At 43.5% G+C, this 23,837-nt stretch carries 23 protein-coding genes; 11 read left to right on the plus strand and 12 right to left on the minus strand.

What is annotated here, in order from left to right; all coding sequences use genetic code 11:
- Positions 1 to 538 precede the first annotated feature (538 nt).
- Both HNR53_RS10280 and HNR53_RS10285 read left to right on the plus strand, forming a co-directional pair.
- Positions 539 to 1,726 (plus strand): ParM/StbA family protein, encoded by a 1,188-nt coding sequence (locus HNR53_RS10280; RefSeq protein WP_184525576.1) that lies wholly within the window; start codon positions 539 to 541, stop codon positions 1,724 to 1,726.
- Between the two features lie 12 nt (positions 1,727 to 1,738).
- Entirely contained in the window at positions 1,739 to 2,353 is a 615-nt protein-coding gene (locus HNR53_RS10285; protein ID WP_184525578.1) for a hypothetical protein, read from the plus strand.
- Between the two features lie 118 nt (positions 2,354 to 2,471).
- On the opposite strand, the gene gdhA is transcribed toward HNR53_RS10285, so the two are convergent.
- Positions 2,472 to 3,839 carry an NADP-specific glutamate dehydrogenase gene (gene gdhA, locus HNR53_RS10290; RefSeq protein WP_246439501.1) on the minus strand — a complete coding sequence of 456 codons (1,368 nt, stop codon included), beginning with the start codon at positions 3,837 to 3,839 and terminating at the stop codon, positions 2,472 to 2,474.
- 191 nt (positions 3,840 to 4,030) lie between these two features.
- On the opposite strand from gdhA, the gene gltC reads away from it, so the two are divergent.
- Positions 4,031 to 4,936: a glutamate biosynthesis transcriptional regulator GltC gene (gltC, locus tag HNR53_RS10295; RefSeq protein ID WP_184525583.1), complete on the plus strand. Its 906-nt coding sequence runs from the start codon at positions 4,031 to 4,033 to the stop codon at positions 4,934 to 4,936.
- A gap of 398 nt (positions 4,937 to 5,334) precedes the next feature.
- Here gltC and pepT read toward each other — a convergent pair whose 3' ends face one another.
- Entirely contained in the window at positions 5,335 to 6,567 is a 1,233-nt protein-coding gene (gene pepT, locus HNR53_RS10300) for a peptidase T (protein WP_184525585.1), read from the minus strand.
- A 457-nt stretch (positions 6,568 to 7,024) separates the two neighbouring features.
- Here pepT and HNR53_RS10305 point away from each other — a divergent pair, with 457 nt between their 5' ends.
- The 6 genes from HNR53_RS10305 (at position 7,025) to HNR53_RS10330 (ending at position 11,954) form a co-directional block, all read left to right on the plus strand.
- Positions 7,025 to 7,786, plus strand: a complete 762-nt coding sequence (locus tag HNR53_RS10305) for a threonine/serine exporter family protein (RefSeq protein ID WP_184525820.1) — start codon at positions 7,025 to 7,027, stop codon at positions 7,784 to 7,786.
- A gap of 199 nt (positions 7,787 to 7,985) precedes the next feature.
- Positions 7,986 to 8,447, plus strand: a complete 462-nt coding sequence (locus HNR53_RS10310) for a threonine/serine exporter family protein (protein WP_343065316.1) — start codon at positions 7,986 to 7,988, stop codon at positions 8,445 to 8,447.
- A 64-nt stretch (positions 8,448 to 8,511) separates the two neighbouring features.
- Positions 8,512 to 9,411, plus strand: coding sequence for an FAD-dependent oxidoreductase (locus HNR53_RS10315; RefSeq protein WP_184525589.1), 900 nt, complete (start codon positions 8,512 to 8,514; stop codon positions 9,409 to 9,411).
- A gap of 118 nt (positions 9,412 to 9,529) precedes the next feature.
- On the plus strand, positions 9,530 to 10,015 hold the full coding sequence (gene ybaK, locus HNR53_RS10320; RefSeq protein ID WP_184525591.1) for a Cys-tRNA(Pro) deacylase: 486 nt from the start codon (positions 9,530 to 9,532) through the stop codon (positions 10,013 to 10,015).
- A gap of 312 nt (positions 10,016 to 10,327) precedes the next feature.
- Complete coding sequence (locus HNR53_RS10325) at positions 10,328 to 11,419, plus strand: PRK06851 family protein (RefSeq protein ID WP_184525822.1); 1,092 nt, start codon at positions 10,328 to 10,330, stop codon at positions 11,417 to 11,419.
- Between the two features lie 280 nt (positions 11,420 to 11,699).
- A complete protein-coding gene (locus tag HNR53_RS10330) occupies positions 11,700 to 11,954 on the plus strand; it encodes a hypothetical protein (RefSeq protein ID WP_184525593.1) in 255 nt (84 codons plus the stop codon).
- 113 nt (positions 11,955 to 12,067) lie between these two features.
- Here the strand turns inward: HNR53_RS10330 and HNR53_RS10335 are convergent, their stop codons facing one another.
- The 10 genes from HNR53_RS10335 to HNR53_RS23570 form a co-directional block, all read right to left on the minus strand.
- The gene (locus HNR53_RS10335; RefSeq protein ID WP_184525595.1) at positions 12,068 to 12,718 is read right to left on the minus strand and encodes a TetR/AcrR family transcriptional regulator; all 651 of its coding nucleotides are present in this window, start codon (positions 12,716 to 12,718) and stop codon (positions 12,068 to 12,070) included.
- Between the two features lie 58 nt (positions 12,719 to 12,776).
- Positions 12,777 to 13,850 (minus strand): ABC transporter permease, encoded by a 1,074-nt coding sequence (locus HNR53_RS10340; protein ID WP_184525597.1) that lies wholly within the window; start codon positions 13,848 to 13,850, stop codon positions 12,777 to 12,779.
- On the minus strand, positions 13,847 to 14,569 hold the full coding sequence (locus tag HNR53_RS10345; protein WP_184525600.1) for an ABC transporter ATP-binding protein: 723 nt from the start codon (positions 14,567 to 14,569) through the stop codon (positions 13,847 to 13,849). Before HNR53_RS10345 ends, HNR53_RS10340 begins: the two co-directional genes overlap by 4 nt.
- Positions 14,570 to 15,137: 568 nt before the next feature.
- On the minus strand, positions 15,138 to 16,040 hold the full coding sequence (locus HNR53_RS10350; protein WP_184525602.1) for a FixH family protein: 903 nt from the start codon (positions 16,038 to 16,040) through the stop codon (positions 15,138 to 15,140).
- Positions 16,037 to 16,714 (minus strand): ABC transporter ATP-binding protein, encoded by a 678-nt coding sequence (locus tag HNR53_RS10355; RefSeq protein ID WP_184525604.1) that lies wholly within the window; start codon positions 16,712 to 16,714, stop codon positions 16,037 to 16,039. Before HNR53_RS10355 ends, HNR53_RS10350 begins: the two co-directional genes overlap by 4 nt.
- On the minus strand, positions 16,711 to 17,508 hold the full coding sequence (locus HNR53_RS10360) for an ABC transporter permease (protein WP_184525606.1): 798 nt from the start codon (positions 17,506 to 17,508) through the stop codon (positions 16,711 to 16,713). The genes HNR53_RS10355 and HNR53_RS10360 overlap by 4 nt, the downstream gene beginning before the upstream one ends.
- On the minus strand, positions 17,472 to 18,812 hold the full coding sequence (nosD, locus tag HNR53_RS10365; protein ID WP_184525608.1) for a nitrous oxide reductase family maturation protein NosD: 1,341 nt from the start codon (positions 18,810 to 18,812) through the stop codon (positions 17,472 to 17,474). The genes HNR53_RS10360 and nosD overlap by 37 nt, the downstream gene beginning before the upstream one ends.
- Positions 18,809 to 19,375 carry a hypothetical protein gene (locus HNR53_RS10370; RefSeq protein ID WP_184525610.1) on the minus strand — a complete coding sequence of 189 codons (567 nt, stop codon included), beginning with the start codon at positions 19,373 to 19,375 and terminating at the stop codon, positions 18,809 to 18,811. The genes nosD and HNR53_RS10370 overlap by 4 nt, the downstream gene beginning before the upstream one ends.
- A gap of 189 nt (positions 19,376 to 19,564) precedes the next feature.
- The gene (gene nosZ / locus HNR53_RS10375) at positions 19,565 to 21,433 is read right to left on the minus strand and encodes a Sec-dependent nitrous-oxide reductase (RefSeq protein WP_184525612.1); all 1,869 of its coding nucleotides are present in this window, start codon (positions 21,431 to 21,433) and stop codon (positions 19,565 to 19,567) included.
- A 96-nt stretch (positions 21,434 to 21,529) separates the two neighbouring features.
- Entirely contained in the window at positions 21,530 to 21,979 is a 450-nt protein-coding gene (locus HNR53_RS23570; protein WP_184525614.1) for a c-type cytochrome, read from the minus strand.
- A 397-nt stretch (positions 21,980 to 22,376) separates the two neighbouring features.
- Between HNR53_RS23570 and HNR53_RS10385 the strand changes: the two genes are divergently transcribed.
- The gene (locus tag HNR53_RS10385) at positions 22,377 to 22,724 is read left to right on the plus strand and encodes a YojF family protein (RefSeq protein WP_184525616.1); all 348 of its coding nucleotides are present in this window, start codon (positions 22,377 to 22,379) and stop codon (positions 22,722 to 22,724) included.
- Positions 22,725 to 22,756: 32 nt separating this feature from the next.
- The gene (gene bshB2 / locus HNR53_RS10390) at positions 22,757 to 23,422 is read left to right on the plus strand and encodes a bacillithiol biosynthesis deacetylase BshB2 (protein ID WP_184525618.1); all 666 of its coding nucleotides are present in this window, start codon (positions 22,757 to 22,759) and stop codon (positions 23,420 to 23,422) included.
- Positions 23,423 to 23,837 lie beyond the last annotated feature (415 nt).

Consider the following 23,837-nt stretch of genomic DNA (forward strand, 5'->3'; position numbering starts at 1 on the left):
AAATCAGAATAGTGGGAAGAAGAGGGGCTGCTCCGTATACAAACATGTCTGCTTGTATACTGGAAGTGTGCTTGTTTATAAAATTGTATATATGTATGCAGACTGTTTACATGTATACGAAATGTATACATGTAAACTTCAACCAATATTTCACTTTTTACTGAGGGGGTAAGCTATTTCCTTGGGACAAAAAAACATGAATAAATGTAATTCGTTTACAAGTTTATCTATTTGTAAACATGTCTGCATCTTAGCACACAAAACATATACAAATTTGTCTGCATGTATGCAAAGCTGTATGCATCGCGGTATGACGCCATGTATACGAATTTGTCTTTTATGTATACAAGATTATAGACTTTACCAATATGTTTGCAGTTTGTATACTTTTTTACAGTTTTGTTGACTTTATATTTTAATTATTGAAAAAAGTTTAAATATTCTGTAATCTATTAAGTACATACTTGTCCTAAGATGAATGGAGGATTCCATCAAATTTTGTCTTTGGTATAAATGAAAAGGAAAGGGTGTATTTAGTATGAATATTACACGTATTGCTGCAGTTGATGTTGGAAATGACTCGATTAAGGCTATTTTTGGCGAATTAGAGTATGAATTAAATATCCCTAATATTATGGCTAGAGATACAGAAGACCGTCCTGTTATTGGAATAGAAGAACTTGATGACAAGAACCCGCTGGATGGGATTCATGTGCGGGTACACTCCCCTTCCCTAATGGATAATAACGCTATATACCGTGTCGGCCATTTGGCTACGAAAAATACAAATGCAACCGAACTTGACCCAGGCAGCAGTAAATCAGAGGAAGATCAAACATTGGTGATGCTCTTTACGACGCTCGCTTTAGATGCCGTACGTGATGAGAATAAGAAATACTTTAAGAGATCGGGAAATATCATTGATGCCAGCTATACGCTTGGCACAGGGCTTCCTCTCCGTGAAGTGAAGGAGGGCAAGGATGCAGAATATCGCGCAAGACTCCTAGGCGGCGTCCATCAGGTTGAGTTTTTAGTGACACCAAAATATCAGGGAATAAAAGTAAACCTTAAATTTGATGAGGTCAAGGTCTACCCTGAGGGCTTTGCGGCATATATCAATTTAGTGATGGACAATCATTTGAATATCATTAATAAGGATTTGATCGATAAGAAAATTATTATTCAGGACATTGGCGGATTATCTACGGATATTGCCGTTATTAAAAATCGTAATGTTGATGATGATAAAGCACAAGGCTTTCATCTTGGCGTTTCGGAATCGCTGGAAATGATCCGCGAGGAAATCCGCAAGAAGCACGGCGTTGAGCTCGACAGCCGCAGAGATGTAGTCGAGATTTTAACGAAAAAGCATGACCGTAATCATATTATGGTTAAGGGCAGCCGCACGAGTGTTCATGATATCACAGATCGGATCCTGCTCGAGCTTGCTAAGAAGCAGTACCGGCTGCTGCGCAATACATGGCAAAGGAATTCCCAAACGGAAATCTGCTATTTTGTCGGCGGCGGTGCCAATGTTCTGAAGGATTATTTAAAGACGATTAATAATAATCTCGACGGCTACAATATTGACTTTTTCGAGGATGAAAAGGAAAGCATTTGGATGATGGCTAATGCTTACTATAAACTAATCAAGGATTATGTCCGGAAAGAGGAAAAACAGCGGAAACAAGATGAGGTGAAAAAGCCTGCGAATGCAGCGAAATAATAAGGTGATTTTATGACAAAGGTGCAAGTGACGAGAGGTCAGACGATTTCCTTCCGCATCCCTTCAGATACACCGGAACATTTGGTAAAACGGCTGCAAAGGCTGAAGGAAACGGAACGGAGAAATTTTTCAAGTAAAATAGCGGAATTCGTACTAGAAGGTGTCAGTCAGACAATCGCTCAGGAACGGGAAATGATTCGTATTCCCCTGCCGCATAAATTAACGAAGGCACAACGGGACTGGCTTAAATTTGAGCATTCAGAGGCATTGATTGGCAGTATTCTATACCATTTAATTTCGGATCCTGTCCGTGCTGCTTCGTTTCTGACCTCTCTTAACAGCCCCTCGTTAAATCTTGACGAAGCGTTGTATCAAGGGGAGCCATCTTCCTTTGGCAATGGAGCGGTCGAAGCAGCCGTTTATCATGAAGAAGTTGAGGTGAGCGATGAACCGCTTGTCTACGATTTAAGTGATATGGATGATATCGATGATGATCTAAATGCATTAAGTCTGGAGAATACGAAAATAGAAGCGTCCATGGCTAAAGATGAGGATGATATTGCCGGGGAAATAGACCCGGATGACATTCTTGGGGATTTTCTTGCCGCGATGAATAAAAACTATTAGCGCCCGCTAAAAACAAGAAGGAGCAGTCCGACAAATAAAACATGTGGCGGCTGCTCCTTTTTAAGGGTAAAATATGCAATAAGGGTATGGGATCAAACCCCATACCCTTAAATTTTGATTAAACTAAACCTTGAGCGATCATAGCGTCAGCTACTTTTAGGAATCCGGCAATGTTAGAACCTACAACAAGGTTTCCAGGGCAGCCGTATTCTTCAGAAGCTTGCTTGCTGTTTTTGTAGATGTTAACCATGATTTGATGTAATTTAGCATCTACTTCTTCGAATGACCAAGAGATTCTTGCGCTGTTTTGCGCCATTTCTAATGCAGAAACAGCAACACCGCCAGCATTAGCTGCTTTAGCAGGTCCGAAAAGAACGCCGTTTTCTAGGAATACATTGATGGCTTCTAATGTAGAAGGCATGTTAGCACCTTCACCAACCGCTTTAACGCCGTTTGTTACTAAGATTTTAGCTGAAGATTCGTTGATTTCATTTTGTGTAGCACATGGTAATGCGATATCACAAGGAATTAACCAAATGTTTTCACAGCCTTCGAAGTAATCTGCTTCTGGGTGTTCATTTACATAATCGCTGATACGTTTTCTTTCTACTTCTTTAAGGCGTTTTACAGTATCAAGGTCAATACCGTTCTTATCATAGATATAACCGTTAGAATCACTGCAGGCTACTACTTTTGCGCCTAGTTCAGTTGCTTTTTGAATCGCATAAATCGCAACGTTACCAGAACCGGAAACAACCACTGTTTTGCCTTCGAAAGAATCGCCATTGTCTTGCAGCATTTCTTGTACGAAGTAAACAGTACCATAACCAGTTGCCTCAGTACGTGCTAAGCTTCCGCCGTAGCCTACTGCTTTACCAGTTAATACGCCAGCGTGGAAAGCGTTTTGAAGTCTTTTATATTGTCCGAACATATAGCCGATTTCTCTTCCGCCAACACCGATATCCCCTGCTGGAACGTCAGTATCAGGTCCGATATGTTTAGCAAGCTCAGTCATAAAGCTTTGGCAGAAACGCATAACTTCACGGTCAGATTTTCCTTTTGGATCAAAATCAGATCCGCCTTTACCGCCGCCGATTGGCTGTCCAGTTAAAGAGTTTTTGAAGATTTGTTCAAAACCTAAGAATTTGATGATACTAGCATTTACAGATGGGTGGAAACGTAAGCCGCCTTTGTAAGGTCCGATGGCACTGTTGAATTCAAAACGGAATCCACGGTTAACATGCACTCTACCTGCATCATCTGTCCATGGAACACGGAACATAAGTTGTCTTTCAGGCTCTACAATTCGCTCTAAAATGCCTTCTTCCATATATTGAGGGTGTTTGTCAAACACAGGAGTTAAAGATTCTAAAATTTCCTTAACCGCTTGGTGAAATTCTGGTTCGTTTGGATTACGTTTTTTTACTGTTTCATATACACTTTTTACGTATTGTTCGCCTGCTGATTTTGTCTCTAATACTGACATTAAAATCAATCCCTTCATTCATATATTGGTGTTTTTTATAGTTTACTGAAAAAGTAAAAAGATTATTGTAAAAAAATATTGCCACTTATCTTCTTCTCGAACCAATTTTATTATTTATTACTATTCGAAACAATATATAATATAGATGAGAACTATATCAATTTGCGATGAATTATAAGAGGGTGCAAAAATTGGAACTTAGACAAATACAATATTTTATTGAAGTAGCAAAACGGGAGCATATGACAGAGGCTGCCCTTCATTTGCACGTTGCGCAGTCTGCCGTCAGCCGCCAAATATATAATTTGGAACAGGAACTCGGGGTCAATCTATTTATCCGTGAGGGCCGGAATGTTAAATTAACGCCGATTGGGAGAATGTTCCTCGCCCATATGGAACATGCAATGACGATATTTGATAATGCTCAGCGGGAAATTGAAGAGCATATGGACCCGGAGAAGGGGACGATTCGCGTTGGATTCCCGAGCAGTTTAGCAACCCGGACAATGCCTGCTGCCATTTCAGCCTTCCGCGAGCGCTATCCAAATGTTAAATTTCATTTAAAGCAAGGTGCTTACTACTATTTAATTGATGCAGTTGCCAGGGGAGAAATCGATATGGCCCTCTTAGGTCCTGTACCAATGAAGGATAAGAGGGTCAAGGGCAGTATCTTTTTTACAGAAAACCACGTGGCCATGCTGCCTGTGAACCATCCGCTTGCCGGGGAAAAGGAGATTTCCCTTAATCAATTAAAGGATGATTCGTTTATCCTTTTCCCGGAAGGCTATATTCTCCGGGAGATAACGATGACGGCTTGTAAACAGCTGAATTTCGAGCCGCATGTAGATTTTGAAGGCGAAGATATTGATGCGATAAAGGGATTGGTTTCAGCCGGCCTTGGTGTCACAATCATCCCTGAGATTACAATCAATGAAACCCTGCCGCGGGGAACGGTCATTATCCCGCTCACAGAACCGGAGGTAACCCGTACTGTAGGCGTGATTATTCCGAGAGAGCGGCAGCTGCTGCCAACACAAAAGCTGTTCTATCTATTTTTAATGGAGTTTTTCACAAGATATGATCGATTTTCCAAATAAGTTCCGCAAAAACCCCAATAAGTGGATTTTTGCGGGCTGGGGAAAGGCTTAATTTGTATATGCTGTCCAGCATATTAGATCTATTTTCTTTAAAAGGCCGCATGGAATGCAAACCCTTTCAAAAAATTTGATGAATATCGTCACATTTTAGACAAAATTGGATTACTTTTATTTCAAGATAATAGCGTTCACTTTTGTTAAACTTCCCCTTTTTCAAATAATATATAGCCTTTTATAGTTGAACGGATAACATCATGAAGACGATATATTATTTTTAAATAGTAATGTTGTTATCAATAGTGAATAGAAAAGAGACTGCCCGATGAAGGGTCAGTCTCTTAATTGGCTGGTGTCCACTGGGGGGGTACATTTGTCCATTTTTGGTGCCAGGCACCGAATTAGGCTTTTTGTTCAAAGAGTTTAGCGATTTCGATAATGACGTTTGCTGCTTTGACCATGTTGTCGACAGAGACGTATTCGAAGCGGCCGTGGTAGTTTTCGCCGCCGGTGAATATGTTTGGCGTCGGCAGACCCATGTAGGAGAGCTGCGAGCCGTCTGTACCGCCGCGGATTGGCCTGATGATGGGTTCAATCTTTAGGTTTTTCATCGCCTCATAGGCAATGTCGACGATATGCTTTACCGGCTTAATTTTTTCACCCATATTGTAATACTGGTCCTTCATTTCCAATAGGACTCGTTCCTCACCGTATTTTTGCTGCAGGTCATAGATGAGTGCCTGTACGTTACCTTTTCTGTCTTCAAACTTTTGCCGCTCAAAGTCACGGATGATGTAGCTGAGAACCGTTTCTTCGACATTCCCGTTCAGCGCCAGCAGATGATAGAAGCCTTCATAGCCTTCCGTATATTCGGGTGCTTCTTTTTCCGGCAGCATGTTATGGAATTCCATGGCGATTTTCATGGAATTGACCATCTTATCCTTTGCCGTACCCGGATGGACATTCGTGCCTTTTATCGTGATTTTCGCTGCAGCTGCATTGAAGCTTTCGTATTCCAGCTCCCCAAGCGGCCCGCCGTCAACTGTATAGGCATAGGAGGCATGGAAGGCTTCCACATTAAACTTATGCGGTCCGCGCCCGATTTCCTCATCAGGGGTAAAACCGACACGGATTTTGCCGTGCTTGATTTCAGGATGTTGTACTAAGTAGTTCATCGCGGTCATAATTTCTGTTACGCCCGCTTTATCATCGGCCCCCAGTAAGGTGGTGCCGTCTGTTGTCACAAGGGTATGCCCCTTATAATGGACTAATTCAGGAAAGCTTTCAGGCGCAAGGACAATCTTTAACCCCTCATTTAAGACAATTGCTCCTCCGTCATAGTTCTCGACTATTTGTGGATTAACATTTTTCCCGGTAAAATCGGTCGCTGTATCGACATGGGCGAGAAAGCCGATGGTTGGTACGTCCTTTTCTGTGTTGGCCGGAAGGGTGGCCATCACATAGCCGTTTTCATCAATCGTTACCTCCTCGAGACCGATTTGTTTCAGTTCATCCACGAGCAAATGCAGGAGTGTCCATTGCCCTGGTGTCGAAGGGCAGTCTTTACTTTCTTCATTCGACTGTGTGTCAATTTTTACATATGTAGTAAAGCGCTTCATGATTTCATCCTTCATCTGTTTCAACTCCTTTAAAGATCCTATCTCCATCTTACCATTTTTATCCTAAAGATAAAAAACTGCCGCTTTATAAAATAGGGACGGACTTACATGTCCGCCCCTGCAAATAGTATGTCTCGATTTACCATTATATTTCTTATTCCTGCCGGCTTTTTTAATCAGCCGGCTAATTTTGCCGCCTGATGTCTGAGCCAATCTTTTCCTGCTGCTAAGCGTGCCGCCATCATCGAGCAGACGAGACTTGTAATAAATGAATGGTGATGAATAATGAGGCCGCTTTCTGCCGCGGCTTCGGAAGGTGTTCACAACGGGAGTATTTGTTCTATAATAGGCTGTTCCTATTTATAATTTCCTCTTTCGATGTTAAAGTAGGACTGTAGGACAGGTGCCTGTCTTCTTCGTTCTGAAACGTAAGCCCTGTCCGGAAAATGAGCACTTAGCAAAGTTGGTGAATATAGTGAATCCAAAAAATAATTATACATATAAGGTGGTTCAAGTTTGTCTTCTAGCCGGAGAAATGATGCTGAAAAGCGGGGCAGGAACGAGCCGTGTTGAGGATACGATGAAAAGGATTGCCGCTTCCTACGGTATTCTTGATGCGCATAGCTTTGTCATGCCCACCGGTATCATCTTTTCCATCGACGGCGAAATCCCGACTAAGCTTGTCCGTGTCGAAGAGCGGACGACAGATTTGCTGAAAATCACAACGGTTAACAGTATTTCCCGGAAAATGAGTGCCGGAGAATTGACGGTGGAGGAAGCACTTGATGCGTTAAGGGAAGTGGAGAAGTCAAGCTGGATGTATCCGGTATGGATTCAAATTATTGCTGCAGCCTTAGTCAGCGGCTGTTTTTTGATTATGTTTAAAGGAAGTTTCGGAGATTTTATTCCGGCTATGATTGCCGGGGGTGCAGGGTTAGCCGTATACAACTATGTCCATAATCTGGTGAAGGTCCGGTTTTTTTCTGAGTTTACTGCTTCGTTTGTCATTGGGATCATCGCCATGTTAGCTGTCCGCTTCGGCATTGGAAGCGGGATGGATAAGATTATTATTGGCTCGGTTATGCCGCTCGTACCCGGTCTCTTGATTACCAATGCCGTCCGTGATTTAATTTCCGGTCATTTAATATCCGGATTGTCGAAAGGGGCGGAAGCAACATTAACTTCGCTTTCCATTGGAACGGGAATTGCCATTGTTTTTATTTTTTTTCATTAGGCTCTGTTTAACTTGATTGTTGATTTCCGTTCCAGGCACGCACGGTTCTGCGGGCGACCGACGAGCCTCCTCGACACTTCGTGTCTGCGGGGTCTCGTCTGTCTCTTCTCTCCCGCGGGAGTCTTCGTGCCTTCCACTCCAATCAACAAGGGACAAAAAATCAACATTGACCTTTAATACAGCCTTTCATTAAGATCGAATTGTAAATAAAGAGAGGGATGCTTTGATGATTGCCCAGCTTATCACAAGCTTTATTGCAGCAGCGGGCTTTGGCCTGCTTTTTAATGCCCCAAAAAAGGCCTTGTTTCAATGCGGGATTAATGGCATGGTCGGCTGGCTGCTTTATTTCTTTCTCGTTGAATACCGGGGCGTAGATTCAGTTATCGCCTCACTTATGGCGGCTTTTGTGGTCGCGATTATCAGCGGTCTCTTTGCCAGATGGTATAAAGCGCCGATTATTATCTTCAACGTCGCCGGGATTATTCCATTAGTGCCCGGGGGTCTTGCTTATGATGCGATGCGTCATTTTGTCAGCAATGACTATATTTCGGCCTTACAGCTGGCCGCAAAGGTGCTGCTGATTTCCGGGGCAATAGCGATCGGTCTTGTATTCTCTGAGGTGCTGAATCAGCTTTTGAAAAAAATAAAATCGTTAAAATAATATCGTCCCACCCTCACCTTTTGGGCAAGCTATAGGAAATAGGCCCTTAAAGGAGGACAGGCAAGTGAATTATGATTGTATCATTATTGGCGGGGGCATTGCTGGATTGCAGTGTGCGATTCAATTGGGCCGCTATATGCATCAGGTGCTGGTGATTGATGCCGCCGACGGAAGATCTGCTATTTGCCAGAGCTATCATAATATTTTAGGCTATCCTGACGGTGTAAGTGGGATTCATCTGCGTGAAGTTGGAAGACACCAGGCCGAGAAGGTCGGGGTGCACTTTTTGCAGGAAAAGGCTGAATCAGCCCGTAAAATAAAGGGTGAATTTCAAATTGAGGCGTCGGATGGAAAATCGTATACCGCCGCTCGGGTGGTGCTGGCTACCGGGGTTATGGATCGAATCCCTCCATTCCCCAATCTGTATCCATGCCTTGGCATTAGTGTTTATGTCTGCCCGGACTGTGATGGGTATGAAGTAAAGGGGAATAAAGTGATTGTTATCGGCTCAGGGCGGACCGGTTCAGGAATGGCAAAGACCCTCTCCTATTGGACAAGCGATCTTGTCTATATTAACCATGGACAGGAGCCGCTTAAGGAATCGGACATGGATAAGCTGCGGGAGCTGAACGTCGAATACCATGCGGTGCCAATTAAAGAGGTCCTGGCTTCCGGCTCACAGCTTCAGGGATTTGTCTTGGAAAACGGGGAGACCATTAAAGGTACACAGGCTTTTATCGCCTTTGGCGGCAATGAGGTCAAGTCTGAGCTGGCCCATCAGCTGGGTGTTGAAATGCTTGAAAACAAACATATTCTGGCTGATCCGCGGACGAAGTTGACCAATGTCCATGGGGTCTGGGCTGCGGGCGACATCGGAGTTCATTCAGAACAGGTGACGATTGCCATGGGTGAAGGCTCGCAGGCGGCGATTTGGATTCACAAAGATATCCTCAGTAAGAGATAGAGAGAGTTTGGGATTTCAGGTGCTGATAAGGATCGTGAAGCTTGGCTTCACTTGCGGAGGTACGAGTTTACAGGGGAATTAGAGTTGGGGGTTTTTTTTTTCGGGGAGGAGAAGGTTTATGGCGATAGGAAAAACGAATGCCATGCGCATATTAGATGCAAAAAGAATACCGTATGAAATGTTCACCTATGAAAACAAGGATGGGAAAATTGATGGTGTGTCGGTGGCGGAGAAAATTGGCCGGGATCCGCGTGCCGTATACAAAACGCTGGTTGCACAAGGAGCGAGTAAGCAAATTTATGTTTTTGTTATTCCGGTTCAGGAAGAGCTTGATTTGAAAAAGGCTGCGAAGGCTGCCGGTGAAAAGAAGGTAGAAATGATTGCTGTAAAGGATATTCAAAAGCATACCGGCTATATCCGCGGCGGCTGTTCACCTGTCGGGATGAAGAAGCTGTATCCAACCTTCATACATAACAGTGCCGAAGAGCTCGATAAAATGATTGTCAGCGGCGGGAAAATCGGAATGCAAATGGAAGTCAGCCCAGGAGACCTGCAGGAGGTAACGAATGCAGTGATAACGGATGTAATAAAAGAAGGGGAATAATTGCCGCAGGCGTGGACCTGTGGCTTTTTTTTGCGCAAATAAGGATGTAAAAATGCCGGGTTTTGCCGAAAAATCGATAACTGGCTGGAAGTCGCCGATATAATGACCAAAGTCGCCGATAAATGGGTCAAAGTGGTCGATATATGGGCAGAACCCGCCGATAAAGCAAAAACAAACCCCATAGCAAATGTAAATCTTCCATTACTCGATGATTTCGTTCCCCCGACTCCGTGTAGGCATTCACCTAACTGCGGGTTCCTGCATATTGTAAAGAGAATTGACAAAGAGACAGCAGGAAGGGAAGTGTCACTTTTGGCAGATGAAGGAATCCACTACTTTGCTGGCGGAAATACTGCGCGCGGGTTCTATAGTTTATTTGATTCCAGTCTTGCCGGGCTGGAGCGGATCTTTATTTTAAAAGGAGGACCTGGAAGCGGAAAATCTACATTGATGAAGGAAATTGGGGAAGAATGGCTGACGCAAGGATATGGAGTGCAATTTATTCATTGTTCATTGGATCCGGAATCTTTAGACGGCGTCATTATCCCGAATTTAAATGTGGGCATCGTCGATGGCACGGCCCCGCATGTGATTGAACCGAAAATGCCTGGAGCGGTTGAGGAATATGTCAACCTTGGCGAGGCCTGGGATACAGAGGAACTGGCACGGCGGAAGGATGAAATCAGCGGCTTAACCGATGAAATCACGAATGGGATCCGGCATGCCTACGATACATTTGCTGAGGCATTAAGAGTGCATGATGATTGGGAAAAAATCTATATAGAAAAAATGGACTTTGTTAAGGCCAATCTGCTGACAGACAGTGTAATTGATACCTTTTTTAAGAAAATGGAATTGACCAAACAGTCAGATGTCCGCCATCGCTTTCTTGGTGCTGCTACCTCCAAAGGGGCGGTTGACTTTGTGCAAAATCTGACAGGGGTTCATAAGCGCTATTTCATTAAAGGACGTCCCGGTTCCGGCAAATCAACAATGCTGAAAAAGATTGCGGCCGAAGGAGAGAGACGGGGCTTTGACCTCGAGATTTATCATTGCGGTTTTGACCCAAACAGCCTTGATATGGTCATTATCCGGGAATTAGGTTTGGCGATTTTCGACAGCACCGCTCCGCATGAATATTTTCCAAGCCGTGATAACGATGAAGTCCTTGATATGTACGAAATTCTGATTGAGGCTGGAACGGATGAATTATTTGCTGAGGAAATTGAGACAGTGAGGATACAATATAAAGAAAAAATGGCTGAGGCAATTGGCTATTTAGCAGAAGCAAAGGCGCTTCACGATGAGCTTGAATCCATTTATACAGCTGCGACAGATTTTTCGATCGTAGAAAAATATAAGGACCAAATTCGCGGAGAAATCCTGCGCCGCGGCGAAAAATAGAGGGATCTGCGGGAGCTGTGAAAGAACTGAATGTGTGCCCGCTTTCCATGATCAGCCGTAATCGGTGCCAGTGCATCTGGGGAGTGGTATTCCTTATACTAGTACGCTAATTGTGATAGAATCGTGACAAGAGAAGAAAACGCTTTAATTTTTTTCAAAAAATGGAGTCTTTTGATTAGAACATGTTTATCACACTTAGGTATAATAAATCCTAAGAACCTGTTTTTAGGGCAGGTTCAGCGATGTTGTGATTTGTGTTTTTGAGAAGGGGGAAGATTCCATGATGAATAAGAACATGTACGAAAAAGAGACAGTGGGAAAATTATTAAATTCAATCAGAGTGAAGCTAGAGACAATGCCTGTTCGCAACAGCAAAATCATGAAAAGCTTTGAAGTCTTGGATCATCTTGAGGGTGAAATCGGAAAACAGCAGGATCGATTTGCGATGGAAAAGTGGATTAACTTTTTGTCATCCATTACCCTGGCACCTATCAAACAGGATTTGAAACAATTGAAGCAGCATTTAAGTATTTAGCTATCTCCCGCGTAAAGGGTATTATAGATGTGATGAAGGTAAAAAGAAAGCGGTCCTGTCAGGGACGTTTTGCATAAGTGGTAAAAGAATGAAAAAGGGCTGATGCAGATGCATCAGCCCTTTTTCAATCCGTGCATAATGTAGTGAATGCTATTCTCGAGTTCTTTTTCCGAATTCCATCCAGGGCTGCCCGACATGAGCTGATGGGCGCCAACATATCCGATTAAAGATGCGGCGATAAGCCTGACGACACTGGAGGGCTCCATATCAATAATGTCCCCCTTATCTTGGTAATACTTTACCAATTCCACAAAGCGCCCGAATACTTTTTTTCCGATATTTTCAATGAACTGCTCCCGTAAATCTGGATGGAACGGAATTTCCTGAAGCAGGATTTTGACCATTGCCGCATTCTTCTTGATAAATTCCATGCGGTTTTTCACCATGGCACGCAGGAAATCCTCTAAATGATCATAATCATGTTCCAAAACTTTATTGATGTCCATAATGACAAACGGGGCGATCATTTTTGCCATCATTGGGGCTGTAATCGATAATAATAATTCCTTCTTGGTTTTGTAATGGCGGAAAATCGTTCCCTCGGCTACACCAGCCTTTTTCGCGATTGCGTTGGTCGAGGTAGCAGCGTAGCCCTTTTCGGAAAAGGACTCAATAGCCGCCGCAAGAATTTTTTTCTGTTTTTCAGTTAAGGAATCATCATTCATAAACAGCTGCTCCAGCGATGTTTCTTGATTGTGGGACATAGGGACTCCTTTCTCTGTTTATTGTAAAAAGGTTGTAGCGATTGGACTTGATGCCAGGTTATATTTTCCGGTATTTTTTTAAAGCAAAAATATTTAAGACAATAAACAGCAGCGCAAATCCGAATAGGGTAAAGAGCTGTGAGGCAATATCCCCGAGACCGGATCCTTTGTACATCACCTCAGCAAGGGCATCGCCGCCATAGTACATCGGCATCAGTTTCGCAATTACTTGCAGCCATTGATCCATGTTATCGACCGGCAGGATTCCAGCGAAAAACACCTGCGGGATAATGGCAATAGGAATAAATTGCATCATCTGGAACTCTGAATGGGCAAAGGCTGATAATAGTATCCCGAGAGACAGCGCCACAAGGGCTAACAGCAGATTAATCAGCACCACATTCCAAACGGAACCAACGAGAACAATGTCTAGAACTTTGACCGCGTAAAAGACAACAATGAACGTTTGAATGACGGCAAAGAAGCCATAGCCTATGAGATAGCCGAAGACAATCTCATGACGTTTAATCGGCGTTGCCAGCAACCGTTCCAAGGTGCCGGTTGTCCGTTCCCGCAGCAGGGAAATACCGGAAATCAGGAAAACGAAGAAAAAGACAAAGAATCCGACTAGTATTGGACTGAGAATATCAAAAAAGGTGGTATCCTCGTTACCGTATATATAAGCTGTTTTGATTTCAGGCGCTTGCGGCGTTTCTATTCCGGGTACTGGAAGGTTTTTCATTACTTCCGCCTGTTTCGCAGAGGCTTGTGCAGCAATTACTTGTTTTACCTTAATCTGCAGCCCCTTGGCAGCGGAAGGGTCATCGTTTAAGACGGTGAATTCGATGTCGTTACCGTTGATTTGCAGCATCGCGTCTAATTTCTCATCGATCATCGTTTGCTTAATATCAGCTCCATCGCTGTATTCCTTTACCTTCATATCATCTTCGAGCTGCCGCGTTAACGCATCATCCGCTCCGATTACACCAATGCGCGGTTCGGGGGAATCTAATGTGAAAAGAAAATGCATTAATGTTAGGATGAGCAGCGGTGCGACCATCATTAACGCAAGTGTCCGTTTGTCACGCACCATTTGCTGAGCAATCCGTTTGACTAAGGATAGGATTCTCATGATTTTGCCCTCCCTGCTAATAAAAATACTTCTTCAAGACTGTTCATACCGTACTGTTCTTTCAATTGTGCCGGTGATCCGGTTGTCAGGATCTTTCCGTCACGCACCATCGCGAGACCGTCACATTTTTCCGCTTCATCCATGACATGGGTGGTGACTAAAATCGTTTTCCCGCTATTTTTTAAGCGGTAAAGTTCATCCCAAATCGACACCCGCAGTTCCGGGTCAATGCCGACGGTTGGCTCGTCGAGGATGAGAATCTCGGGATCCTGCAAGAGAGCAATGGCGAGTGACAGGCGTCGTTTCATCCCGCCGGAATAAGCCGATACTTTTTTTCCTAAATCGTCGTTTAATGCCACGAGGCTTGCCGCGTAATGGATCCGCTCCTTTTGGCTTTCCCTATTGAGACCAAAGAGAGAAGCAAAGAAAGCAAGGTTCTCTTTCCCTGTCAACTCAGGATAAAGTGCATCGGATTGGGCCATATACCCAAGGCGCTGAAGGATGTTTAAGTTTGGGACCTTTGTGTTTAGGACAGTAATGTCTCCTTGGGACGGCCGGTGCATGCCGACAATCAATTTGATTAGGGTAGTTTTACCGGAACCAGACGGACCTATAAGTCCGAAAATCTGTCCTTGCTCAACAGATAAATTGATGTTTGACAGCACTTGTTTTTTGCCTAACGTCATGTTTACCTGCTGGACTTCAATCGCTGTGGTCATCGTGAAAAACCTCCTTTGGTTAGTGAGGGTGCTAATGGATGTTGGCTGATAGTGAGTGATTACTCACTTTAGTATACTCTGTAGTTGGAGAAAATGGAATGATAAAAGTGAGTACTTACTCATTTTTGGAGAAGAACCAAGAGTTTGACGGGAAAGAAAGGACCGAATTCGTGCCCGTGAGGCAGGGGAAAAGGGGCTGACCGTCACTAAAGGGGTTGATAGTGCCCGTGAGGCAAGGGAAAAGGAGCTGACGGTCACTAAAAGGGGTTGATAGTGCCCGTGAGGCAAGGGAAAAGGAGTTGACGGTCACTAAAAGGGGTTGATAGTGCCCGTGAGGCAAGGGAAAAGGAGTTGACGGTCACTAAAAGGGGTCGATAGTGCCCGTGAGGCAAGGAAAAAGAGCTGACGTTCACTAAAAGGGGTTGATAGTGCCCGTGAGGTAAGGGAAAAGGAGCTGACGGTCACTAAAAGGGGTTGATAGTGCCTGTGATGCCAAGGCTTGATAAATAGAGACAAAAAACAGACCGTCGTTTTGTCTCCACCACAAAAGCTCGGTCTGCTCTGCAACCTATAATATTTTAATATCAAGCGAATTCACCTGCGATACAAGCAGTTCCTCATATTGTTTCTGGGCGAGGAATTGAATTTCCTGTTCGTTGACGTTAGGGTTTTCCTTCTTTACCTTGCTGATGACATCGTTCTGGACTTTTTGTGATAAGACGATTAGTTTGTATTGCTGCTCCTGTTTCGTCCAGAAATCTTCGACACCGTATTCTAAAATCATTTGCTTCGCAACATCGTATTTTTCATAATCGGCATGCACCTTATCAATCTCTGCTTTCACTTCAGCTTCCTCTGCTTTATAGCCTTTTTCTTCACCGAGGAGGGCTATCGCCCGCAGACGAATAATTTGGGTCAGAAGGGTATTCTGGTTTTCAATCTGCTTTTCCTGTGAATCGAGGTAGGCATTTGCTTGCTCCAGTTCCTTTCCTTGTAATTTCTGCTTATTCTCCTCTTTGCCGATGGCGATATGAAGTTTATTAATAAAGCGGTAAAATTTAATATCCTCATGGGTGATTAGCTCTCCATTAACGGTGGCGACACCTTTTGATTCCTTCACTTCGTATTCCAGTACTTCTTCTGCTTTCTTCCCGTCTTTGTCAATCGTAAAGACGATTTCCCACTTTCCGGCCATACTTAGCTCGACGTCGCCGCTGTAAAAGCCGTCTGTTGTTTCCTCTAAATCGACTTCCTGTGTACCGTGGTCCATATTAAGCATATCCATTTTGGCATGAACCTTAAGACCGGTTGCTGTTTTTCCATTTTCTTTAATGGCTACTTCCAATGTCGATGGCTGGTCTTGTTTATAAACAAATGGCTGATTGATTTCTACATCGTAATCAGGCTTCCCGCCGCATCCGGCAAGGAGGATAAGCAGTGCCATCAGGCTGATGCTGAATAATTTCTTCATGACGGTATTCCCTCCATTAAATTCTGCTGTTTCATAAAGTCTTCCACCGTATATTTCTCCAATTTATGTTCATTTAAAAAAGCCACATGGGAGCATATCTGTTTAATTTCGTCCATGTGATGGGAAGATAGCAAAATCGTTTTGTCATGCAGTGATCTCAGCACTTCCAATACTTCTCTTCTCCCCATTGGATCGAGACCGCTGGTCGGCTCATCCAAAATCAGAATCGGTGCATCCTGATAAAGGGTAATCGCCAGACCAAGGCGCTGCAGCATTCCTTTTGAATAGCTTTTGACAGGGGCGTTGCGGTCATCCCACAGCCTTACGGATTGTAGGATCTGAGCAATTCTCTCCTCATCCGCCTTTTTTCCTGAAACCTGGGCGAAAAAGATCATGTTTTCCATTCCTGTCAGCGTGGGATAAAGAGCAAATTTCTCCGGTAAATAAGCGATATCCCCGAGAGGTCTTTTTTTACCTGACGCCAGTTTGTCATTGATCGTGATTTTCCCCTTTTTAACAGGAAGGAGCCCGAGAAGACAGTTGATTAAGGTTGATTTCCCGGCACCATTTCTGCCGATAAGGGCACATACTTCATTTTTCGCAATAAATAAATCAACGTGGTCGAGGACGAGCTTCGTTCCATACATTTGTGTCAGCTGTTGAATGCCAATCATTCCGCTGCCTCCTTTCGGTTTAAGCCAAGTGCCGTGAAGAATGAAACCAATGATAATAGAAGCCAGTTGGCGAGCATGAATACTCCGGGCTTCGTCCACATAAAGGACTGCAGGAGCTTTGACATATGGTCGAATGAATTCACTTCTAAGCCAGTTTCGAGAAAGATTCGCCCTGTTTGAATCGGGTTAAGAAAAAAGACAAAGGAAAAGAGCTTAACATTGTCATACGTAACATCAGGCAGAAAGGATAAGAGCATGAAATCATGCATAAAGAAAAAGTAAAACCACACGAAAATGGCAATGCCGACAATTTGCATCCGTGAGCGGCTGAACGAGCCAATGGCAATACCGATTTGCGTAAAAATAAACGTCATGCTGAGAATAACCGTAAGAAAGACGAGGTATTTCCCGAAATCAAGCGAAAACATGAACTTTATCGGCGCTAAGTACAGCATGAACCAGATGAGCACAACACCAAGTAAAACGCTTTGGATGGCGATGCTTTTTTTCAATAAAAAGCTGCCTGTGCTGTCCTGTTTTGATATCAGCATGACAAAGGTTTTCTGTTCCTTTTCCTGAAATATCGAGAAGGCCCCGAGAAACAGGCAAAGGATCGGAATGAAATAAAGCAGTAAATCATACAAGTTAATTAGGAGAATGTAGAATCCTTGTTCAATGGAAAGTTCTGAGGATTGCACAAGAATGCTGACTGAAACAAGGATAATTATACTTAAGAAAAACCACAATCCCTTTCCTCTTATGTTCTCCTTCCATTCCTTCCAAATATAGAACATAGTACATGTCTCCCTTTTAGTAAAATAAAACCTGCGGCAACTATTGCTGCCGCCAGCCAGATCCAGCCCTGTGTTTTCTCTGAAACAGATGGCAGCGGATAAGGGTCCTCGAAGATAGCTTCCTCATTGTTAAATAGTTCATTCATTTTTTCATAGACGCCAATCGCCGGGCTTTTTAAAAATAAATAGGTTAATTCCTGCTCCTCTATTAATTTGTTTAAGGAGGAGTAATAGGTAACGGGCTGGTCGCCAATGCCATTCGCATCCAAATCGGTTAAAGGAAAGGTGCTTCCCCATTGATTTCCTTTCTCATTAAGGTGCCAGCTGTTACGTCCCTGGCCTCCGAGTGTGGCAACAGGAATTGTATTTTCCTCAATCTGATTTAAGGTAAAGATTTGTTCATTGGAGCTGGCCCAAAGCTCAACACCGACTTGATTTTTTATAATCTGATTGTTTTTATAGAGATCCCTCGTTGCTTGATCAATATAGAGACCCCTCTGGTTTAAAAAGAAAAGGTTATTTTCAATGGTTGAATCATTGGATGACAGGAGCAAGAGACCGAATGATTTATATCCGTAGTTAAAAATAAACTCATTGTCTGACAAGGTTAATTCATTCGATTGCATAATCGCGGCACCGCCGGTATTAAAGGTAAAAGTATTGTGTTTAAACGTATTTTTGTTGGAATACATATAATGCAGTCCATAGCGTGTCTCACTGATATGATTATGGTCGCTGATATTTCCGTCTGCATGATCAAAGAACATACCATCCCTGGTTTCTTTAATGGTGTTATTTTTCAATGTGTTATCATTTGCATAATAAATATGCAGCCCATTTCCTTGCTCGGCTATGATTCCTTTGCCCATGCCGGTTACGGTCACGTTTTGCAGGAGATTGTGATGGGCCTGGCTTAAATAAACACCGTGGAAAGAATCGCTGATGGTTAATCCGTCAATGATGTTGTTGTTGCTGTAAACCTTCACCGCAGCAAATTCCTCGGATGTGTTGCGGTTCATGCTGCCGTGTGTGACGGTGAAGTTTTTCAGGGTCACCCCGGGGGCGCGGACGGAAATGACATTTCCCGTCCCGTCTCCTTTGATGACAGTTTTCTTGCTGCCGATGAGCGTCATCGGCTTGTCGATCACAATATTTCCTTCATACGTCTTATCTTCAAGCTGCAAGACCGCACCTTCCTCGAGGGAATCAATCATGGACTGTACATTGTCTGCAGCCATATTCTTATTTGGTGAGGCGAATACGATCATTGCTGTGATGAAAAATAAGAGCATGTGTTTTTTCATTGTTTCCGTTCCTTCCATAAAGGAATTAATAGTAAAATGAATGCCGCAATGACAAAATAGGTTCCGATTCCAAGAATGCTGTGGGTGGTAAAGTTGGCAATAATATTCTCCCCAATAATGGGAGGAACAAACGGATCCATTTCAATCGGTGCTGTTGGATCAAGGTTTGTGCCAAATTGTTTTAGCGCGTGGTGCAAATCCCAGACTCCGGCAGACCCGCCAACGATACATAAGCCAATTAAAAAGTAGAGATAGCCTTTTTTGCGAATAATCGCACCGATTAAGACGAGCAGTGCCAATCCGCCGATTAAATAGGGAAGATACTGCAGCTCAGGGAAATTTTCCTCGCCGAATTCTGCCATGCCGATATAATGATTCAAGGCATTGATATTATCAAGCTGTCCTTCAAGTCTGTCAGGGTAAACGATAATATTTAATCCTTCCGGATACTGCGGGGCAAAGAACTCCATCCGCCACCAGGGAAAGAATATCGAAACGACGATAAGCAGTGCTGCTGTCACGAGCATAATGGATGAAAAGGCTGAGAGTTTTTTTCCTTTCATTGTGAACACGCCTTTCTTTGTTTATGTTAAAACAGGATGCTAGTTTCCTTTTTTAGAAGGCCGTGTTAAAGATTAATGTTGATCGCTAGTAGTCTCAGTAGGGGTCAACAGCATTGTTTAACCAAGCCTGATTGTAATAGAGGGAAGGGTACCATATTCAATATGATACCCTCACATCTATAATCCTTATTATTTAGGTTTGACCAGCAGATAACCTGACATTTCTTGGTGTAAGGCTGAGCAGAAGTTTGTGCAGTATAGCGGGAATGTACCAGCTTTATCTGCCGTAAAGACAAGGGTATTCGTTTGTCCTGGCTGAACTTCCATATTCAAGTCATACTTATTAATGCCGAAGCCATGGGTAATATCCTGGTCAAGGTCGATATTGGTTAAGTGAATATATACTTTATCGCCTTGATTTACTTCAATGACGTCAGGGCGTTTTGCTTTAGCGTCAAAGGTAAATTTAGAACGCATTGCTGTACCATAGACGTGAACTTCATTCCCTTTGCGTTCAATTCTGGCATCTTCATTACTGGAGATGGCATCAGGATTTTTCTTATCAATATCATAGACAGAAATCGTCTTAATCTTGTCTGCTTTAATCATTTGTGCGTAGTGCGGTTCTGGGTCAACTGGTGCAGATTGAATCACTTCCATCTTCTTGCCCGCTAAATCGATTAACTGCATCGACTCTGGGTGTGATGGTCCAACAGATAGATAGGTGTCTTTTGCCAGTTTGTTCAGAGCAACGATGTATTTACCATCTGGAGAAGCGGTATCCCCTTCAGCAGCTGCTGCGTGTCCTGGTGAATATTGAACAGCCACGCGGTCTAACGTTTCACCTGTGTTTGGATCCCATTTCACAATTTCAGAAGAGATGAACATCGTTGTAAGGGCCATGCCTTTATCATCAAATTGAGTGTGCAGCGGTCCAAGGGCATTTTCAGGGTTTACTTCTCTTTCCATAACAGATTCATATTTCAGCACAGGAATTCCATTGCGTTCGCCTTCGAAGTCACCTTTTTTAACGGCTTCAAATGCTTTTTCGAAAGAGAATACAGTCATTGCAGGTGCCAGTTTACCTGAAGCGATAAAGCGTGTGCCATCTGGTGTAACGTCAACTCCGTGCGGAGATTTTGCTACTGGTACAAGGTAAATACCGCCTTTATGTTTTTCAGGGAAGATCATTTTTTGTCCTGTTACTTCATCGTACTTACCGTCTTGAATCATCTTTTCAAGCTCTTTCCAGTTGAAGAGAACGATATAGTCGCGGTCAGCCTGTGATGCATTGATTTCCAGGTTCGTTGTTGCTTCTTCTGTGTTGTAGGTTGTCATAACAGCCCAGTCGCTTGACATGCCTTTACCAGCGTCAGATAAGTCATAAGACCATGGCGGAAGAGCTACTTGGTAAGCGACATTTAATTTTTCTTTTTCTTGATCAAACGTTACGGCTGACATTACGCCGCGGTATTTCTCGCTGTAATCATCCAAGCTTGCATATTCACTGCCGATTGGAACAGCAAAGCGGGTTGGCAGGAACATATATTCAGTGTTCTCGGTAACGAAGGCCGCACAGTGAGGTCCGCTCGTGTTAGGAACATTAATGATATCTCTTGTTGTGAAAGTTTCTAAGTTTACAACGGCTGCACGGCTGTTAGCGACGTCTGTGGCAAATAAGTATTTACCGTCATATTCGCCTTTTGTTTCAGAAATAGCCGGGTGGTGCAGGTCACCCCATGTAAAATCGCCTAACATTTTCTTTGAATGTTCATCATAGCCATAGCCTGTTGCTGAATCTGGCGAGAAAACAGGGATGGTCCGGATTTTACGCATTGATGGAACCCCGTAAACAAACATTTGCCCGGAGTGTCCGCCGGAAGCCATTAAATAGTATTCATCTTTTTCGCCGAATGGAACATAAACCTTTTCTGCGTTCGTGTTTTTCGCCGTACTTGTTGCAGTTTGCTCTGTTCTCGGACCGCCGCCGCCAAACACAAGAGTAGCAGCGAGAATTCCGGCTGCTAAACCTGCAACAGGTGGAATCCATTTATTCATTTATAACCCTCCTAGTATCAGGTATTTAGGGCAGATGATCAGGTCACCTGCTAATATGGAAAAACTTCACATGATATGGAACGACTAGAGACTGGATTATTTTTCGGAAGCCTGTTTTAGCATTTCGACTACTTCGTTAATTTCTTCATCCGTTAACGGATTGCCGCCAATAACGCCGGACATTACGGCTGAAGTAGGTTGTTTCAGGAATTCATTGATTGGTTTGCCATGTTTTCCTTCAACATTGACATAGGCTTGTGAAAGGTCAGGACCTGTGGCACCCCCTGCTAAGTCAAGCTTGCTGATCGAGTGACAGCTAAGACAGCCTTTTTTCTGAAAAATAGTGTCCTCTCCTGAAGCAGTAGCAGTTGCTTGTTCGGTCTTTGCTGCATCAGCGCCTTCTTTTGAAGCGCTTTCAGTTTTTCCTGGATCTGCTGCTGTCTCTGAAGCTTTTTCATCGGTAGCGCCAACAAGATTAAACCCTAAAGCACCGATGGCAAAACCAAGAAAGAGACTAACGACAAATGTAATGATGTGTTTGTTCACCTTTTTCCCCCCTCAGGCATTGTGTTAAGTTATATTTAAAATACCTCTTTAATAGTAGATCGGATACTTTGGATCACCTATGATTTAAATCACAGCTTTCAAGGGGAATTGTGACGTTTTTGTGATATAATTTGGGGCTGGAAATTCAGCCATTTCTGCAAATGGTGGGTAAATCCCTATATATAGGGATAGCATTATTTGAATTATGCAAAAGGTATTTATTCGTTTATGAAATCCGTGTGTATTCTTTGTTAAAGCTAAATGGCTTTTGACAGTACATTTTATTGTTAGAAGCCTTGCTTTTCGCTTTTCCGATTCTTTTTTAGTAAGATATACATATCGTTTTTTGTATTTGGGTTTTGAAATGGATCATGATATGGAAGGGGGCTGAATAAAAATGGAGTCTGTAACGCCACAAGCGGTACAAAAGGAGCTGGATCGCTTTATCAATCAGAATGTGTACATTCATCTTGAAACAACAAACGGGGCCTATGCTTCGCATCATGATGAAACCTTCTTTTCCTCAGGGGCTTATATTCGCAATGCACTTGTGCAGGTTGAGAGAGGAAAAATTACCGGCACGGGTCCGTTTCGTATCGGTTTAAAAATGCCGCTTGGCTGGATTTATGCCGAGGGAATTACACATTTTGAGGTTGATGCGAAAGAGCGCTTATTATTAGCGGGTCATGACTATCAAGGAAAGCTCGCGGTCTGCCTCGAGATTAGCAGAACACCGTTTGAATAACAGGAATTTAATAAAGAAGAGGAGTTAATGGAATGGAAAAAGAACGGCATGTATTAGTTGTCTTTCCCCATCCTGATGATGAGGCATTTGGGGTCTCCGGCACAATGGCGGCCCATATTGCAAATGGTACACCGGTTACATATGCCTGTTTAACGTTGGGCGAAATGGGGCGCCACATGGGCTCCCCGCCGTTTGCAACGCGTGAGACGCTGCCGTTCATCCGCAAAGAGGAGCTGCAGAATTCTGCCAAAGCGATTGGCGTGCAGGATCTCCGCATGCTGGGGTACCGGGATAAAACAATTGAATTTGAAGATGAAGAAAAGCTTATTAGCGATATTACGGCGATTATCAATGAAGTAAAGCCTTCGTTAATTATTTCCTTCTATCCGGGATATGCCGTACACCCGGACCATGATGCCTGCGGTGCGGTGGTTGTGAAAGCGGTAGAACGGCTTGCACTAAGCGAGCGTCCTAAGCTGCATTTGGTTGCATTCGCAAACCATTGCGAGGATGCAATCGGTCAGCCGGATATCCATCATGATGTCAGCCAGTTTGCCCATATAAAAATAGCGTCCCTTACGTCCCATCAATCACAAGCGACGTTAATTACAGGGGTTGTGAAGAAATACGAGCAAGGTGACCTTGAGGCGGTAGAACGGGTCCATCATGAGCGTTTTTGGACATATCCAAGCAAATAGTGTGCGGTCATGAAAAAATAGCGGTCCCCTATGCGGGGCGGCTGTTTTTTTCGTTCCGTTCCTTTTTAAAATTTGGCTGTGTTAAAGGTCAATGTTGATTTTGGAGGACTTTGTTGATTGGAGTGGAAGGCACGAAGACTCCTCCGAAAATGCTAGCGCATTTTCATCGTGCGTGGGCGGATTCGAGGAAGCTTATTCAATGTCCTGCGGGAACAGCGAGATAGACGAGACCCCGCAGGCACGAAGTGGCGAGGAGGCTCAGGCGTAGATGAGCGGAAAGCGAAGTGCTTGGAACGGAAATCAACAACCAAGTTTAACAGAGCCTAAAATTTATCTTTTAGGAGTGATTTAAGTTACTGAGTATCGGTAAAGGATATACTAAAGTTTGTATATATCTTAAAATAAATGAGCGCGA

Origin of the sequence: Bacillus benzoevorans (genome assembly GCF_014207535.1) — a bacterium.
Taxonomy (GTDB): Bacteria; Bacillota; Bacilli; order Bacillales; family Cytobacillaceae; genus Bacillus_BD; species Bacillus_BD benzoevorans.

Coding starts and splice junctions, on each gene's coding strand:
- HNR53_RS10360 (WP_184525606.1), bottom strand. CDS start 17,508: ATGTTCTATATTTGGAAGGAATGGAAGGAGAACATAAGAGGAAAGGGA.
- ybaK (WP_184525591.1), top strand. CDS start 9,530: ATGGCGATAGGAAAAACGAATGCCATGCGCATATTAGATGCAAAAAGA.
- pepT (WP_184525585.1), bottom strand. CDS start 6,567: ATGAAGGATGAAATCATGAAGCGCTTTACTACATATGTAAAAATTGAC.
- nosD (WP_184525608.1), bottom strand. CDS start 18,812: ATGAAAAAACACATGCTCTTATTTTTCATCACAGCAATGATCGTATTC.
- bshB2 (WP_184525618.1), top strand. CDS start 22,757: ATGGAAAAAGAACGGCATGTATTAGTTGTCTTTCCCCATCCTGATGAT.
- HNR53_RS10370 (WP_184525610.1), bottom strand. CDS start 19,375: ATGAAAGGAAAAAAACTCTCAGCCTTTTCATCCATTATGCTCGTGACA.
- HNR53_RS10340 (WP_184525597.1), bottom strand. CDS start 13,850: ATGAGAATCCTATCCTTAGTCAAACGGATTGCTCAGCAAATGGTGCGT.
- HNR53_RS10280 (WP_184525576.1), top strand. CDS start 539: ATGAATATTACACGTATTGCTGCAGTTGATGTTGGAAATGACTCGATT.
- HNR53_RS10355 (WP_184525604.1), bottom strand. CDS start 16,714: ATGATTGGCATTCAACAGCTGACACAAATGTATGGAACGAAGCTCGTC.
- HNR53_RS10335 (WP_184525595.1), bottom strand. CDS start 12,718: ATGTCCCACAATCAAGAAACATCGCTGGAGCAGCTGTTTATGAATGAT.
- HNR53_RS10285 (WP_184525578.1), top strand. CDS start 1,739: ATGACAAAGGTGCAAGTGACGAGAGGTCAGACGATTTCCTTCCGCATC.
- nosZ (WP_184525612.1), bottom strand. CDS start 21,433: ATGAATAAATGGATTCCACCTGTTGCAGGTTTAGCAGCCGGAATTCTC.
- HNR53_RS10330 (WP_184525593.1), top strand. CDS start 11,700: ATGATGAATAAGAACATGTACGAAAAAGAGACAGTGGGAAAATTATTA.
- gdhA (WP_246439501.1), bottom strand. CDS start 3,839: ATGTCAGTATTAGAGACAAAATCAGCAGGCGAACAATACGTAAAAAGT.
- HNR53_RS10350 (WP_184525602.1), bottom strand. CDS start 16,040: ATGAAGAAATTATTCAGCATCAGCCTGATGGCACTGCTTATCCTCCTT.
- HNR53_RS10385 (WP_184525616.1), top strand. CDS start 22,377: ATGGAGTCTGTAACGCCACAAGCGGTACAAAAGGAGCTGGATCGCTTT.
- HNR53_RS10345 (WP_184525600.1), bottom strand. CDS start 14,569: ATGACCACAGCGATTGAAGTCCAGCAGGTAAACATGACGTTAGGCAAA.